Here is a 14,828-nt window from a genome sequence, read left to right as displayed (position 1 = left end):
AAGGCTAGGGGCATCATTGACAAAGGGTATGAAACAGCATACATTCCGGGACCAGCAATACGGTTCTTTAGTGAAAGAGACTGCGGTGTTGCCAGGGAGCGGCCAAGTGCAAGATGACATTCGCTGGAAGCAGCGTTTTAATAATTTCAGCAAGGCCTTCGAAACATTGCGTCGCGCTGTCGAGCTTGCCGGGCAGCGAGACCTGACCGAACTGGAACAGCAGGGATTGGTGCAGGGATTTGAGTTCACTCACGAGTTGGCTTGGAATGTCTTGAAGGACTACCTTGAAGGGAAAGGCCTATCCGGCATTATCGGGTCAAAGGATGCAACCAGGGTTGCATTTAAAAATGACCTGATCGACGACGGTGAAGCCTGGATGGACATGATCAAAGCGCGCAACCTCAGCTCGCACACCTACAATCTGGAGACAGCCGAAGAGATCTGTCAGAATATCTTGAAGAGGTTTTACCCCGCGTTTGAGCAGATGCATCGGAAATTTAACGAACTGGCAGACCAGGGCGAGTGGGAGTAATGAACTGCGGGTTAAGTGACAGGACCATTGAGAGCATTCAAACCGTGCTGTCCCGCCATACGGCAGTAGAGAAGGCCGTGCTGTACGGTTCGCGAGCGAAAGGAAATTACAAGCCCGGCTCGGATATTGACCTTACCCTCCTCGGTGACAGCCTGACCTCTTCTGAACTAGGTACGATTGCGGAAGAACTGGACGACCTCTTGCTGCCTTATCAGATCGACCTCTCTATATTCACTCAGATCACCAGCGTCGAACTGCAGAAACACATTAAGCGTGTAGGATTAGTTTTCTTCGAACGATTCTAACTTCATCCGTGCATTGCCGCCTGACGAACTACCAAGCTCCCCTTGCCTCCCCTGAGTCCGACAGACATCGCAGAAAGGATCGAGCCATGCCCCCAACGGAGAACCTCACCCCCCTCGATAAAGCCATGGCGAAGGTATGCGAACTCTGCCCCGTGTGTCTTCATGCCCGCTATCACCAGAAGGGCCTCGTCTACGACTTCGTCAACAAGATCGAGGAAGACGTCTGCCCCTTCTGCCGAGCCTACGAACGGGTGCACGGGAAAAAAGCGCACGAAAGAAGATGAAAGGATGCGCGCAGTGTTGGCCCCCTCCCACCGCCACCTCCCTCTCTGGAAGTGCTCTCCAATCATGCTGCCGCAGTAGTGTGCATGTTGGCAATGAGATTCACCCGCAACCCGCTGGAATGACGCATCCCACATCCAAGTGATCTTCTCGCACTCGAAAATGACACGTCAGGTGACGACGTGAACTTCTCGCGTCCTGAAATGACACTTGGATGCACGAAGTGAACTTTTCGGGCCCGAAAATGACACTTGGAGGCACGAAGTGACATATTCCGGGCCGAAAGTGACACTTGGACGCTCGAAGTGTCACGTTCGCCTCCAGAAGTTCCACTTCGTGTATCGAAGTGACATTTTTATCGCCTGATTTCGTACTTCAGCTCACGAATGGGCTCGATGTTTTTACCGACCGACATGGCGGGAAAAGTCACAGAAACGCTCGCCCCCTCCGCGCAGTCGAGAGGGGGCGAGTGAGAATTTAGGCGGGATCGAGCTTAATGAAGTGAGACCAGGAGCCTACGGCATCTCCCCGTTTGCCCCTGATCCTCAGGAAGTTGGGGACCGACCGATCAAGACCGACGATGGGTATCTTTTTGCAACTGGTTGACCATACCAGAGACTTCCAATTGCTTTCGACGCTCGGGTCGCCAGCGCAGGCCCACACGTCGTATCCTTTTGCGCTTCCAAGTTTGGCCAAGGAAACATAGGGCTTTCCATTGCTATCGAAAAGGACTCTAAAATCAGAGACCTTCCCCACGCCCTTGGCGGTCCCAGCCGGCTTCTCGACGATATGACTGAGGCCGAGTTTTTCCAGAATGGTCGGATCTTTCCGGTTGGCCACTTTACCAAAACCGACGAGTAAGCCGATGGCGTGATTGAGAGCCTCACGGTCGGCCTCGCACTCCTTGACCTTCTCCGGGTCGTCGCCTGGTAGGGATGCGGTGAAGCTGGCTTGGTACTTTTGGTAGAGCTCGTTGATGCTCTGCGGGGTGGGAAAGATCGACACTAAGTATGCGTAAAATTCGGGGGTTAATGCCTGAACGACCGGCGCTGCCTTACCAATCATCTCGGGATGCGATACGTTGTTAAAAGGCATAGCAAGACCTCCTACGCGTGATTAGCAACAATTAATGCACTACCATACCACTGCCGGCCCCGTTGGCAAGCGCGATGCCGCTCCTTTCTCTCACCCATTTTGGTGAAAGCCTAACCTCCTTCGCACCATCGCCGCAGTCTTATATACCCATGCATGGTTCCTCCTGACGGTGCGTTGCCGGCTCTTGATTACTACCAGATAGTTGAGGGGAAGTTCTACGCGTGGGTGGTGCTATCGGTGAGTTGCCTTTCGGCAAAATAGAAAGGCACGTGTGCGGCAGAAGGAGGTCCTGGAAAATAAGCTGTAGGCCGTTTGAAGTCGTTACTGCGAACGGGCGTTCCTGACATCTTAGCCTTAGCCGGTTTCTAGTCCCAGCAAATGCCAAAACATCAAGAACGCCCCCTTGGTCCCCAGGCGTTCGCTAAAGTTAAGCTTGCAGGTAGACCGCCCCGCATTTGTGGCACATCCAACTTTCCAACCAACGTTGATAGAGAACCGGAAACTGTTCAGAGTTATATTTAATCTTCCTATATGCCGAGTACCCTGCAGCGCAAATTGTGATCAGAGCGATGACAATCCAGCCACCTCCGACCACGAACATGAGCAGCGCCCCCAACATCCAGTAAATTTCGACAAGCCGTTTTTTTGCGGGAGGTGCTGACTTTTGAGCCAACATGGACTGAGAAGTACCATTTGTGGTTGTCACGGCACTCCCGAAGCCCAGTCTCCCACCTCCACCGATACCGATGCCAGCTGTTTTACTCTCAGTATTGATGTTCTGTGTGCCCCCTTCAAAGATAACTTGCAAACGTTGTGTATTATCGGACCCGCAACTACTGCATACCATAACGTACTCCCCTTCTTTTGAATTTAGTACCAGATTTAAGCGCCACCTAGCTCTATTCGGCTACCTTGATAAGATTGAATAAAATTACTTGATGCCTCCATTAATGAGTCAAATCAAAATCCATAGGCACTACATCTGGTGTTTAATGCCCCGCCATCACCTCTATGACGTCAATGTGTTTGAAAAGAACCACCAGATTCTGTCTATCACAGCCTTTTTCCGATATTTCATCAACCTGTGCCAACAGTTTTTCAAGTTCAACTTCACAGCGGCAATAATGTGACAAGGGTGCGCCAGGGAACGAATTACGCACCAGAAGCTTCTTGATGTGGATCAGGCGCCCCTCTACTCGCAATTTGTCGGTAGTTCCCATGTCGCACAGCATCAAAACAGCGAGACATTTATTAATCATGCGATATGGCTTGTTCAACGCGCAGTCTTCCAACACTCTAGCCCTCATTCAGCTCGCTTTGATCAGGAGCGGCACAGCATCAGACTTACGGATGCCGGGCTCCCGCGGTATCCAGCTGCGCATCTGACATTCCCCCCTAATCAATATTAATGCCAAGCCTATAAGAGACAGAAAACCAATTGAGATACCATAACTTGCATCAACTACTCACCAACTAGCTATCGAATCAACTCAATTATACTTTTATTTTTTGAAATTAATTGTATTATTAAATGAAACTTCTCGCGCGGCTTTAATTGGACATCAAAATGAAATGCTTGCACATCCAATGTGATTTCTGGGAGCCCTCCGTGTCACGAGCCCTCCATGTGACAAGAAAACATCCCCACTATTCCATCAGAATTAATCATCTTTATCCCGGGAACTTCGTTGAAAGGCTAGAACAGCTATTTGGTGAAATGCGGGAAGGGGATGACGCTCTCATCGTACTTTTACACGCCGAAAAGAACGTACTGAGATCGGCAAGCAAATTGCTAACTGCTCAACCGCATACCGTCCTCGACAGAATCACCGTCTCCGCATCACAGTACGCACCAGATGTTCTGAAATGGGCACAATGTCATGGCCTTAAGTATGAGGTAAACGAGTACGAGACCGCACGGCGAACGTGGACGCCGCAGGATCCCGAGAACGGGACAACGTTGGAGGAGAGGCGGTGGATACAGTATCGGCTGATGAGGGTTCTGATTGCAGGGGAGTGCCCTGCGGAAGCATATCAGGCGATTATCAAGAAACTTCGCAACGCTAAGCTCTCGGATAGCGACAAAATGTTGTCCCAGCGATTCTACGAATACGAAGAACCTGACATGGCGGGCGGAAGCTATGCGGATAAGCGGCGGATAGATCCCAACGCCATCGACCTTTTGCGCGAACGCGCAGTTCAGGTGGGACGGTCCGGGCTCAACACCCTGCTCGTTGGCGAGACCGGGACAGGCAAGGAATCACTTGCGTGGTACTTACATGATTTTTCCACTCGGCACGAGAAGCCATTTCTGGCGCTGAACTGCGCCTTTTTCGAAGGCGAGCGTCTGGAGTCAGAACTATTCGGACACGAGCTTGGTGCGTTCACTGACGCCAAGCGCATGAAGAAGGGACTGGTGGAGGAGGCGGCTGGCGGCACACTGTTTTTGGACGAATTGCCGGAAATGTCTCCCCGCGTTCAGGCAAAACTGTTGCGGTTCCTTCAAGATGGCAGTTATACGAGGCTCGGCGGGACCCAGACGATGCGGTCTAATGTCCGCATCATTTCAGCAGCGCAACCGGGACGCCTTCGAACCTTGCGTGACGACCTTTACTATCGCGTCGCCGACGTTGAGTTGCACACCGTCCCCCTGCGGCAGATGCGGCCGCAGGACATAGGTAACATTGCCTGCAATCTCGCTTATCGCCTCATGTGGCGGCCGATCATCTCCGAGAGTGGGCATGCAGTCCTCACCCCAGACATGATCCGTGCAACATGGAACGAGCTGCTGCAGCCACACAACGTCGCAGTTCTTGCCGGATATGCTTGGCCAGGAAACATGAGGGAGCTTTCTACCTATATCAAGCGGCTTGTCCTCCTCGGAGATGATATCTTCAAGGAGATCATGGCGAAAAGAGTAGTAGTCACTCCGGCACTGCATGCAGCCTCTGATGAATGGCAACGCTTCCTACTCCCCGTGTCCAGTCTCAATGATCTCAGGACGAGACAGGTCTCACTGAAGGAACTGCAGTCTGCCTATGTGCGCCATGTAGTCGCAAGCCTCGGCGGCCGGGCTAAAATTCAGCCCACCAAGCTGGCTGAGGCCCTTGGCTGCACCTATAACACCCTGGTTGGTTGTCTTGCTGAAGAGGGAAGGAGGCTGTCTTGATTGAACAGGTTTTTCGCGGCGTCTTAGGCGTCATCGTACTGCTTGCCGTTGCAGTGTCTTTATCGCGGTCTAGGAAAGACATCCGTTGGACCCCAGTTCTCTATGCGCTGGCCTTCAACGTCGTTTTCGCCTACCTGGTTCTCCACACAGCGTTCGGAGTGACGGTATTCGAGACAGTCAGCGCGGGTCTGCTGAAGATCATGAAATTTGCAGACGAGGGCACCAAGTTCGTGTTCGGACCCCTTTTCGAGGGATTCAAAGGAATCCCCGGCTTCAAGGGCAGTTCCTACGTCTTTTTGCTGGACGCCCTGATGCAGATCATTTTTTTCGGCGCACTGATCAACATGCTCTATTATTGGGGAGTGATGCCGCGGGTTATCGGGGCCATGTCGCACGGCTTCAAGCGGCTGTTCGGTCTTACCGGTGCTGAAGCCACCGTAGTCGCCAGCAACATTTTTATCGGGCAGGTGCAGGGAGCCATGACCGTTGGTCCTTATATAAAGAGCTTGAGTGAGGCACAGCTGTTTCAGGTCATGGTAGTCGGCATGTCTACGGTCGGCGCCGGCATGCCGCTCGTATATGCAGGAATGGGAGCACGGATGGAATACGTCCTCGCCGCAAACATCATGGCAGCTCCGGCAGCCATCATCTTCGCGAAGCTGCTTGTTCCCGAAGGTGCGGGTGCCGCCGCAGATGAGCCGGTAGCGCACGCAAAACACGATGCGGGAGTCAACCTCTTGGATGCAGTGGGACGCGGCGCCATGGACGGATGGAAGGTTGTCGTGGCCATAAGCGTCATGCTGCTTGGCTTCATCCCGCTCATCCATCTGCTGAATTTCCTGGTTGTCACGGCCAGCAACAATAGTTCCGATCTTGAAACCGTGCTCGGGTGGCTCTTCGCCCCTGCAGCGTATGTCGTCGGTGCTCCATCTTCCGACGCGATGGGACTGGCCAAGTTACTCGGACAGAAGACGGCATTTAACGAGGTGATCGGGTTTGGGGGACTGCAACAAGCGCAATTGTCACCGAAGGGTTTTATGATTGCCTGTTTTGCCCTTACCGGGTTTGCCAATTTTACCTCGGTAGGGATTCAAATCGGCGGTCTGGGTGAACTTGCTCCATCCCGCAAAAGCGATGTCGCGCGGCTTGGTCTTCGGTGCGTCCTGGCTGCCAGCCTGGCAAACCTGCTTAACGCTGCCATCGCCGGGATTTTGTTTAGGCAATAAGGGCGTGCAATATAGCAAAACAAAAGCCGGTCCACCTTGCGGTGGCCGGCTTTTTGATTTTAGCTGCGCTTGAGTTCTAGATGATCTTGTTGAGCGAATACTCCACGATGCCTTCGGCTCCGAGTTTGATGAGTTCGGGGACGATGCGGCGGACTTCTTGTTCGGGCATGATGCTCTCGATGGAAACCCACTCGGAGTTGTAGTGATTAGCAACGGTCGGGCTCTTGAGACTGGGGATGACGGCGGTGATCTCCGCAACCTTCTCTTTCGGCGCGTTCATCTTCAGACCAACCATACCCTCCGCGCGCAGGGAGGATTGCAAAAGCGTCGCGATCTGCTCGATCTTGGCGCGCTTCCACGGATCTTCCCAGGCGGCCTTGTTGACGACCATGACGGGGACGGATTCCATCAACTCGGTGACGATCCTGAGACCGTTGGCCTTGATGGTGGAACCGGTCTCGGTGACTTCAACGATGGCGTCGCAGAGTCCCTCGACGACTTTCGCCTCGGTGGCGCCCCAGGAGAACTCGACGGTGACGGGGATGTTCCTCTCGGCGAAGTAGCGCTTGGTGAAACCGACGAGCTCGGTGGAGATGGTGGCGCCGTGGAGGTCTTCGGGGCCCTGGATCTTCGAGTTGCCGTTCACCACCAGCACCCAGCGGGCGGGGCGGCGGGAGACTTTGGAGTAGACCATCTCGCAGACTTCGATGACGTCCGACTCGTTCTCGCGGATCCAATCGCGGCCGGCGATGCCGACGTCGATGGTGCCGCGTTCGACGTACTTGCCCATCTCCTGCGGACGGATCAGGGAGCACTTGATCTCATCGTCATCGATACCGGGGAAGTAGCTGCGCGAAGAGATCGATATCTGCCAGCCGGCTTTCTTGAACAGGTCGACGGTGGCGTTTTCAAGGCTCCCCTTCGGGATGCCGAGCTTCAATTTTTCCATGTTATTCCCTCTCTGGACTCACATTTAGAATTGAGAAAAAAAAAGCCACGAAGCGGAAGCTCCGTGGCTGGTCATGTTATTTTTTGTACACGGTGTTGGGATCGAAGAGGGGGTTGGAATGCTCGACCCAGGTGTCGTTCTCGTATTTCACGTAGAAGCAACTCCGATTGCCGGTGTGGCAGGCGGCGGGGCCGTTCTGCTTCACCTTGATCACGACGGTGTCGGCATCGCAGTCGGTCAGCACCTCGACCACGTCCTGGGTGTTGCCAGACTCTTCACCCTTCATCCAGTACTTGTTCCTGGTGCGGCTGAAAAACCAGGTCTTGCCACTTTCCAGCGTCAGGTTCAGGGTCTTCTCGTCCATGAACGCGACCATCAATACTTCACCGCTCTCGTTGTCCTGGATAACAGCAGGGATCAGTCCACCCATCTTCTCGAAATCGATCTTTATCATGGCTTCTCTCAGTCCTTCTACTGGGTTTAGTGATAAAAAAGTGTCTTTTAATACACCTCACAGCAGAGATGTGTCAATCATTATGTATACCCGCCTTCCCACCTTCGCTAAAGCTACGGTGGGCAGGCTCCAACCTATACTGAAGCTACGGTGGGCAAGCTCCACCTTCCAAAGATTTCAACGCAAAGGCGCAGAGGCGCTAAGTCGCCAAGAACAGCAAAACCCGCACATCTTAATTACCCCAAAAGCGGTTGGTAACGCAAAGGCGCAAAGACGCTAGGAAACGCCACGCCGCAAAGGCGCTAAGAAAACGTTTGAGGGACTGCTGAACAGAGAAGACTGTGATTCGCCATCCCTTGCGTCTTTGCGGCTTTGCGTTAAATAAGCCTTCAGCCTTTAAACAAAAAGGCCCGGCAGGATCTCTCCGCCGGGCCTTCTGGTGTCTCTTCTTTGCCCGCAGATTAGTCTTCGGCGAGGAGGGTGCGGTCGTTCTCGAAGGTCTTGTGACGCAATTCGTGGAACTTCTGGATCAGTTTCTCCACGGTGAGCGCCTTCTTCTCTTCACCCTCGATGTCGAAGATGATCTCACCGCCGTCCATCATGAGCAGACGGTTGCCGAACTCGATGGCGTGAGTCATGTTGTGCGTGATCATCATGGCGGTCAGGTGGTACTCGCTGATGAACTTGTTGGTCAGCTCCAGCACGATCTCGGCGTTCTTCGGGTCGAGCGCCGCGGTGTGCTCGTCCAGAAGGATCAGGGATGGCTTGGAGAGGACCATCATGAGCAGGGTGAGCGCCTGGCGCTGTCCGCCGGAGAACATGACCAGATTCTCCTTCATGCGGTACTCGAGTCCCATCTTGAGCTGCACCAACTGCTGCCTGAACATCTCGCGGGTCTTGCTGTTAAGACTGCGGCGCAACCACTTCATCCCCTTTTTGTGGGTGATGGTCATGTTGTCTTCCAGACTCATGTTGCCGGCGGTGCCGAGCAGCGGGTTCTGGAAGATCCGGCCGATGTACTTCGCCCTCTTGTACTCCGGGTCGCGAGTCACGTTCTTATCGTTGGCAAAGATCTGCCCCTCGCTCGGGACATAGGTCCCGGCGATGGTGTTGAACAGGGTGGACTTGCCGGCGCCGTTGGAGCCGATGATGGTGATGAAGTCGCCTTCCTTCACCTTGAGGTTGATGTTGTTCAGGGCCTTGTTCTCGTTGACGGTCCCCTGGCCAAAGACGATGGAAACGTTTTTAAGCTCTATCATTTTGCCACCTTAAACGGGACCTTCAGTTTCTTGGCCTGGGTCGCGATGAGAAGGGCGATGATCAGCACCCCCTTGATCAGGTTCAGGTCGCTCGGGGTCATGTGGATCACGTAGCCGTAAAAGCGCCCGACGTACATGACCGCGTAGAAGCAGACCGAACCGGCGAGGGCACAGAGGGTGAGCACGCCGATGCGGTTACTCTTCAGCACCAGGAACTCGCCGATCATGACCGAAGCCAGGCCGGAGACGATGATTCCCTGGCCCAGCCCCACGTCGGCAAAGCCCAGGTACTGCGCGGCGAAAGCGCCGGAGATGGCGACCAGGCCGTTAGAGAGGCCGACGCCGATGGTCTTCAGTGTCTTTGGGTTGACGCCCTGCGAGATGACCATCTGCTCGTTGTTCCCCATGGCCCCCATGGTCATGCCGAGGTCGGTGCGGAAGAAGAGGTCGAGCAGCACCTTCACCACCAGGGCGACGATCACGAAGAACACCAGCAGGATGTAGTCATCCGGGATGATGCCGGTGAACTTCTCGGTGACCTGCTTCAGGATGGTCGACTGATCCAGGATGGGGACGTTGGCGCGGTTACCCAGGATGCGGATGTTGATCGAGTAGAGCATGGTCATGGTGAGGATACCGGCCAGCAGGTTCGGCACCCTCAGGTGGTTGTGGATGAGCGCGGTGACCACGCCGGCCAGCACGCCGCCGGCAAAGGCGACGAGGAGCGCGAGCCAACCGTTCATGCCTAAGAGGAGGCACTGCACCATGAGTGCGGCCCCCAGGGGGAAGGACCCATCAACCGTCAGGTCCGGAAAATCAAGAATCCTGAACGAGATGAACACGCCCAGGACCATGATGCCATAGATCAACCCTTCAACAAAAATACCTTCGATCATAAAACCCTTCTTAGAACCTTAGTCAGAAACCAATCAAACCATTGGCCACGGAGAAAATCGGAGAACTTCTGAGAAAGGCTGAAAACCATAGTCTTGGTTTTAAACCTTTAGTCTTTTAGGTTCTCTCAGATTTGCTCAGATTTTCTCCGTGGCCAATGGTTTACTGCTTTCGGTTTACCGCTTTTACTTACTTCTTGGTGGTCTTGCCGTTCTGACGGACGGTCTTGGCGGCTTTGACGATGTCGGCCGGGACAGTCAGGCCAAGCTTCTTGGCAACGTCCAGGTTGATCAGGAGATCGACGTCGCTAGCCTTGGTCATGAAACGGGCCGGCATCGACTCGGGCTTCTTGCCTTTCAGGATCTCGATCACCATCTTGCCGGTGGCGCGGCCCATCTTGTAGTAGTCGAAGCCCCAGGCGGCGAGAACGCCGTAGGTCTCGGAGGAGCTCGGGTCCGCGGACATGACCGGGATCTTGGCCTTGGCGGCGACATCGGCCACGGCACTCATGGCGGAGACGACGGTGTTGTCGGTGGAGATGTAGATGGCGTCAACACGGTTGGCGATGGTCTGGGCCGCCTGCTTCACCTCGGCGGACTTGGTGACGGTGGTCTCGACGAACTCGAGGTGCTTCTCCTTGCAGACCTGTTTCACCATGCCGGCCAGGACGACTGCGTTCTCCTCGGAGCTGGTGTAGATGTGGCCGATACGCTTGGTTTTCGGCTTGATCTTGAGCAGCATCTCGATCTGCTGCTTCACCGGGGTCATGTCGGAAACGCCGGTGACGTTCTTGCCGCCCTTGGTGAGGGAGGGAACCAGGCCAGCCTTGACCGGATCGGTGACCGCGGAGTAGACAATCGGGATCCCTTTCAGGGTGTTCACCAGCGCCTGGGCGGTCGGGGTGGCTACGCCTACGGCGAGATCGACCTTCTGGCTCTGGAACTTGTTGGCGATGGACGCCGCCGTGTTGATGTCACCGTTGGCGTTCTGTACGTCGAAGGTTGCGTTGATCTTGGAGTCCTTGAGTTCATCCTGGATACCTTTGACGACCGCATCCAGCGCCGGATGAGAGACGATCTTGGAGATGCCGATCGTCACCGGCTTTGCAGGAGCCGCAGCGAATGCGGTTGCCGCAGACAATACAGTCAAAGCGAGAGCCAACAGAATACCGATCTTCTTGCGCACAGATACCTCCGGTTTACATTGAATTGAATTTTTGCTGCGGTTGTTGCCAAAGCACTGATTATCGCTGCCGACAGGTGAAAAGGTCGGACCTATTTTCGACCGCCGAGCATACCACTGGCAAAGAGCTATCGTCAACGCCATAGTGGCGCTAAATAGGAACAATCCTTTGAAGAAACGAAAAAAAACGGTTCAAATGGTCAAAGCGCACAATAACTTAAAATTTTTCTCACCAAAACCGGCCACAGGTTGTTGACACCGCAAATGCAAAAAGGGTATAACTACGGGCGAGCTTGTCGGTTTTGTCACTGGTGTAAGGCTAAAGCCCGCCCCGATATCTCCCCAATAACCGCTAAAACCAGACTCCAAACAATCAGGAAATAAGCACGCCCGGCGCCGACCGCACCTCGTTGCCCGCAAAGGCCAAGGCCGGTCCAGGCTGCACCACCATAAGGAGAACTATCAACGTGAAGCACCTGTACCCGAACCATCACCCTGCCCTGCTGCTGATCGCCCTGCTGGCCCTGCCGCTGGCGCTCATGGGATGCAAGGATAAAAAGGCCGCCGCCACCACCCCGGCCGGCGCCGCAACCGTGCAAGGACAACCGACGTCGGCGCAGGCCACCCCGGCTGCTCCCCTCCCCGCGACCACCACACCCGCCACCGCCACACCCACCGCGCAGCCGACCGCCACGACACCGGCTGCCGCTGCCAAGTTCGACGCGCAGTCAAGCGCCGGGAAAAAAGGAAAGGGCAAGGGAGCCAAGGGCAAAGAGGCCGCCGGCCCCAAGGTGAGCTATCGCTCCGGTGAGGACCCCGATTTCGCAGCCAAGAAAGGTTGGCCGGTGAAATATCCCGCGCCGCTGCCGGGTTCCATCCTGCCCCAGAAGAGGATCGTCGCCTACTACGGCAACCCCCTCTCCAAGAGGATGGGCGCTCTGGGTGAGTACCAGAAAGACGACATGCTGCAGCGCCTGAAGCGTGAGGCGGCCAAGTGGCAGGCGGCCGACCCCAGCCACCCGGTACAGCCCGCGCTGCACCTCATCGCGGTCGTGGCCCAAGGGGAGCCGGGCAAGGCCGGCCTCTACCGCATGGTGATGCCGGACAAGATCATCAACGACGTCTACAGCTGGGCCAGGTCGATCAACGCCATCATGTTCATCGACATCCAGACTGGGCACGACAACATCCGCAACATACTGCCGCGCTTCGAGTGGATACTCAAGAACCCGGACGTGCATCTCGGAATCGACCCGGAGTTCAACCTGATCAAGAGCGGCAAGAAGCCGGGCACCAAGATCGGCACCTACGACGCGGCGGACATCAACTACGCCTCCAACTACCTGAAAGAGCTGGTGAAGAAATACAACCTGCCGCCGAAGGTGTTCATCGTGCACCGCTTCACCAGAAACGGCGTGACCAACTCCAAGAACATCCAACTGCGCCCCGAGGTGCAGATCGTGATGAACATGGACGGCTGGGGCGCTCCCTGGCTCAAGCGCGACTCCTACAAGGACTACGTCGTGGCCGAACCGGTCGAGTTCACCGGGTTCAAGCTCTTCTACCACAACGACACCAAGAAGGGCGATCCGCTGCTCACCCCGAAAGAGGTGCTCATGCTGAACCCGAAACCGCTGTACATCCAGTATCAGTAGTCTGCCGGTCTAGCGTGGGGCGAAGTTTAGGCGAATGATTATTCGCCCCTACAGGACTACCGCCGTGTGAAACAAAAGAAGGGGCGAACCAACATGGTTCGCCCCTTTTACGTTTCCAACTGCACAGCGCCCTCACCCCGACCCTCTTCCGGAGGGCGCCTGCGGGTGGGGGGGTAAGGAAGCTTGGGCGAATGATTATTCGCCCCTACAGGACCACCTATCCGCCGTGCCTCTCACCACTGGAATTGCGCCTGGCTCTCCTTTGCCACGCCCCCCTCGAAAGTGCGCTCGATGAAGGTCGCCTTTCCCTCGTGATCCACCAGCAGAACCGTCGAACAGCGGGTGCCATACTGGGCGCTCTTAATGAAGATGGGCGACAGCATCCGCTCCAACTCCAGCCCCACGCCGGTATCGGGCAACTCCTCATCCCGGGGGTGGGTCTCGTCGAAAAGGAGCGCGAACAGTTCCTCCGTTGTGAAATCTTCCCGCGACAGCACGCCGGCGAGGCAGTCCTTGCCGCGGCTCACCTTGGGCCAGGGGGTGTCCAACAGGTGGTTGCTGAGGCCGTGGATTCCCGGCTCGATGGGAAGCACCAAATCGCTCTTGTTGGAGTAGCAGGAAAGGCGCTCGCTGTCCCCGACCAGCAGGTTATAGCCGCCATAGGGGATGCCGGACTCGCGCAGTCCGGCCAGGTATTCATCGGCGTCAGCATCATCCGCCAGGAAACCGCTCACCAGCTGACCGCGCGACGAAGGGCCATGCCGGTGCAGATCGCTGGGGTCGCGGTAATTGGTGAGCGCGGCGATCCGGCCGGTCGCGGTCACGCCAAACCAGGTGCCGCCATGGACAAGGTCGCGCCCGGCGAAGATGTGCGGGGCATCGTCCCAGAAATGGGCGGGCAGTGTCGGGCGCTGGTAGTATTCATCGCGGTTGGCCGCCAGGACGAGACGGTAGCGGGAATGGGCTTGGTAGGCGAGCAGCAGCGTGCACATGCGGATTTCCTGAAAAATCGGGTCAGAGGTCCAGCAGCTTGGCGATCTCCTGCTCCTGCTTCTTGGTCAAGGATTCGAACATCACCCCTGCTCCGGGGATGCAGCGGGTCACTCCCCAAGGCTGGGACCAGCGCACGATGGCGCGGATGGGCGTCTGGTCAGCTAACTCCAGGAAGCGGATCCAGATGGTGTCACCCTGCAGGAAGTCGTGCATGGTGTGCAGGAACAGGCCATGGCTGCCGAGGTTGATGGTGAAGGATTTGTGGGTGTTCCCGGCGGGGAAGCCGGGGTCGGTGCTGTAGTAGAGGTTCAGGTTGATCTGCCGGCGCGGCGAGCGGCGCAACGAGCGCGCGGGGAAATTCCGGCAGCGGTTTTCGATGAAAAAGTGCAGAGCCGAACCGGTATCGGGGGAAAAGCTTTGTTCCAGCGGGCTCAGCTTTATCTTCTTCTGCCTCGCCTCCCACTTCACCCGCAGCACCGGGAAGAGGTTGATGCACTCATAGGCGATCACCTTCTCTTCCTTGCTGCAACGCACCAGGGTCAGAATGTCGACGAGGAAACCGTTGTAGCAGTTCTCGGTGGCCAGCTGCGACATCTCCGCGAACGACCGCGCCACGTCACAGGCCACCCCTATTTCCGTTACCGCATGGGAATAGGCGACACCTGCTTCTTCATCTTTCACCACTATGAGAATCTTGATGTCTGGCATGTATGCTTGGGACGGTCCTTCACTCAAGGGAGATCACTTCGGAGACGGGTCTGCTACACTATAACCGTTACCCAAAGAAGGTCAAACGCTTTTCAGTGACAGAACGGCCCCCTCTGACTGTGGGT

General features: G+C 55.7%; 15 protein-coding genes. 6 read left to right on the top strand and 9 right to left on the bottom strand.

Annotated features, from left to right (window positions below; translation table 11 throughout):
• Positions 1-16: 16 nt before the first annotated feature.
• From JFN90_RS05880 to JFN90_RS05870, 3 genes are all read left to right on the top strand, one after another.
• Positions 17-532, top strand: a complete 516-nt coding sequence (locus JFN90_RS05880; protein ID WP_236018887.1) for a nucleotidyltransferase substrate binding protein — start codon at positions 17-19, stop codon at positions 530-532.
• Positions 532-837, top strand: coding sequence for a nucleotidyltransferase domain-containing protein (locus JFN90_RS05875; protein WP_199394303.1), 306 nt, complete (start codon positions 532-534; stop codon positions 835-837). The genes JFN90_RS05880 and JFN90_RS05875 overlap by 1 nt, the downstream gene beginning before the upstream one ends.
• 86 nt (positions 838-923) lie before the next feature.
• The gene (locus tag JFN90_RS05870) at positions 924-1,121 is read left to right on the top strand and encodes a hypothetical protein (protein ID WP_199394166.1); all 198 of its coding nucleotides are present in this window, start codon (positions 924-926) and stop codon (positions 1,119-1,121) included.
• 475 nt (positions 1,122-1,596) lie between these two features.
• On the opposite strand, the gene JFN90_RS05865 is transcribed toward JFN90_RS05870, so the two are convergent.
• Positions 1,597-2,214 carry a hypothetical protein gene (locus JFN90_RS05865; RefSeq protein WP_199394165.1) on the bottom strand — a complete coding sequence of 206 codons (618 nt, stop codon included), beginning with the start codon at positions 2,212-2,214 and terminating at the stop codon, positions 1,597-1,599.
• Between the two features lie 989 nt (positions 2,215-3,203).
• Positions 3,204-3,509 carry a hypothetical protein gene (locus JFN90_RS05860; RefSeq protein ID WP_199394164.1) on the bottom strand — a complete coding sequence of 102 codons (306 nt, stop codon included), beginning with the start codon at positions 3,507-3,509 and terminating at the stop codon, positions 3,204-3,206.
• A 314-nt stretch (positions 3,510-3,823) separates the two neighbouring features.
• Between JFN90_RS05860 and JFN90_RS05855 the strand changes: the two genes are divergently transcribed.
• Positions 3,824-5,383, top strand: coding sequence for a sigma-54-dependent transcriptional regulator (locus JFN90_RS05855; protein ID WP_199394163.1), 1,560 nt, complete (start codon positions 3,824-3,826; stop codon positions 5,381-5,383).
• On the top strand, positions 5,380-6,609 hold the full coding sequence (locus JFN90_RS05850; RefSeq protein WP_199394162.1) for a NupC/NupG family nucleoside CNT transporter: 1,230 nt from the start codon (positions 5,380-5,382) through the stop codon (positions 6,607-6,609). The genes JFN90_RS05855 and JFN90_RS05850 overlap by 4 nt, the downstream gene beginning before the upstream one ends.
• A gap of 76 nt (positions 6,610-6,685) precedes the next feature.
• Here the strand turns inward: JFN90_RS05850 and hisG are convergent, their stop codons facing one another.
• The 5 genes from hisG to JFN90_RS05825 form a co-directional block, all read right to left on the bottom strand.
• A complete protein-coding gene (gene hisG, locus JFN90_RS05845; protein ID WP_199394161.1) occupies positions 6,686-7,558 on the bottom strand; it encodes an ATP phosphoribosyltransferase in 873 nt (290 codons plus the stop codon).
• Between the two features lie 76 nt (positions 7,559-7,634).
• Positions 7,635-8,012 (bottom strand): phosphoribosyl-AMP cyclohydrolase, encoded by a 378-nt coding sequence (hisI, locus tag JFN90_RS05840; RefSeq protein ID WP_199394160.1) that lies wholly within the window; start codon positions 8,010-8,012, stop codon positions 7,635-7,637.
• Between the two features lie 461 nt (positions 8,013-8,473).
• A complete protein-coding gene (locus JFN90_RS05835; protein WP_199394159.1) occupies positions 8,474-9,271 on the bottom strand; it encodes an ABC transporter ATP-binding protein in 798 nt (265 codons plus the stop codon).
• Entirely contained in the window at positions 9,268-10,167 is a 900-nt protein-coding gene (locus tag JFN90_RS05830; protein ID WP_199394158.1) for an ABC transporter permease, read from the bottom strand. Before JFN90_RS05830 ends, JFN90_RS05835 begins: the two co-directional genes overlap by 4 nt.
• A gap of 187 nt (positions 10,168-10,354) precedes the next feature.
• Positions 10,355-11,350, bottom strand: a complete 996-nt coding sequence (locus JFN90_RS05825; protein WP_199394157.1) for an ABC transporter substrate-binding protein — start codon at positions 11,348-11,350, stop codon at positions 10,355-10,357.
• A gap of 464 nt (positions 11,351-11,814) precedes the next feature.
• On the opposite strand from JFN90_RS05825, the gene JFN90_RS05820 reads away from it, so the two are divergent.
• Positions 11,815-13,002 carry a hypothetical protein gene (locus tag JFN90_RS05820; RefSeq protein ID WP_407931917.1) on the top strand — a complete coding sequence of 396 codons (1,188 nt, stop codon included), beginning with the start codon at positions 11,815-11,817 and terminating at the stop codon, positions 13,000-13,002.
• A gap of 233 nt (positions 13,003-13,235) precedes the next feature.
• Here the strand turns inward: JFN90_RS05820 and JFN90_RS05815 are convergent, their stop codons facing one another.
• Together JFN90_RS05815 and JFN90_RS05810 are read right to left on the bottom strand one after the other, a co-directional pair.
• Complete coding sequence (locus tag JFN90_RS05815) at positions 13,236-13,994, bottom strand: NRDE family protein (RefSeq protein WP_199394156.1); 759 nt, start codon at positions 13,992-13,994, stop codon at positions 13,236-13,238.
• Between the two features lie 22 nt (positions 13,995-14,016).
• Positions 14,017-14,703: a PilZ domain-containing protein gene (locus JFN90_RS05810; RefSeq protein WP_199394155.1), complete on the bottom strand. Its 687-nt coding sequence runs from the start codon at positions 14,701-14,703 to the stop codon at positions 14,017-14,019.
• Positions 14,704-14,828 lie beyond the last annotated feature (125 nt).

The sequence above is a fragment of the Geomonas propionica genome (assembly GCF_016458235.1).
Lineage (GTDB): Bacteria > Desulfobacterota > Desulfuromonadia > Geobacterales > Geobacteraceae > Geomonas > Geomonas propionica.
The sequence above is the reverse complement of the archived record's forward strand: the minus strand, read 5'-3'. Positions and strand labels throughout refer to the sequence as shown.

Bases quoted from the DNA above. Each gene is read 5' to 3' on its own strand.
- JFN90_RS05875 (WP_199394303.1), top strand. From the start codon at position 532: ATGAACTGCGGGTTAAGTGACAGGACCATTGAGAGCATTCAAACCGTG.
- JFN90_RS05870 (WP_199394166.1), top strand. From the start codon at position 924: ATGCCCCCAACGGAGAACCTCACCCCCCTCGATAAAGCCATGGCGAAG.
- JFN90_RS05865 (WP_199394165.1), bottom strand. From the start codon at position 2,214: ATGCCTTTTAACAACGTATCGCATCCCGAGATGATTGGTAAGGCAGCG.
- hisG (WP_199394161.1), bottom strand. From the start codon at position 7,558: ATGGAAAAATTGAAGCTCGGCATCCCGAAGGGGAGCCTTGAAAACGCC.
- hisI (WP_199394160.1), bottom strand. From the start codon at position 8,012: ATGATAAAGATCGATTTCGAGAAGATGGGTGGACTGATCCCTGCTGTT.
- JFN90_RS05835 (WP_199394159.1), bottom strand. From the start codon at position 9,271: ATGATAGAGCTTAAAAACGTTTCCATCGTCTTTGGCCAGGGGACCGTC.
- JFN90_RS05830 (WP_199394158.1), bottom strand. From the start codon at position 10,167: ATGATCGAAGGTATTTTTGTTGAAGGGTTGATCTATGGCATCATGGTC.
- JFN90_RS05815 (WP_199394156.1), bottom strand. From the start codon at position 13,994: ATGTGCACGCTGCTGCTCGCCTACCAAGCCCATTCCCGCTACCGTCTC.
- JFN90_RS05810 (WP_199394155.1), bottom strand. From the start codon at position 14,703: ATGCCAGACATCAAGATTCTCATAGTGGTGAAAGATGAAGAAGCAGGT.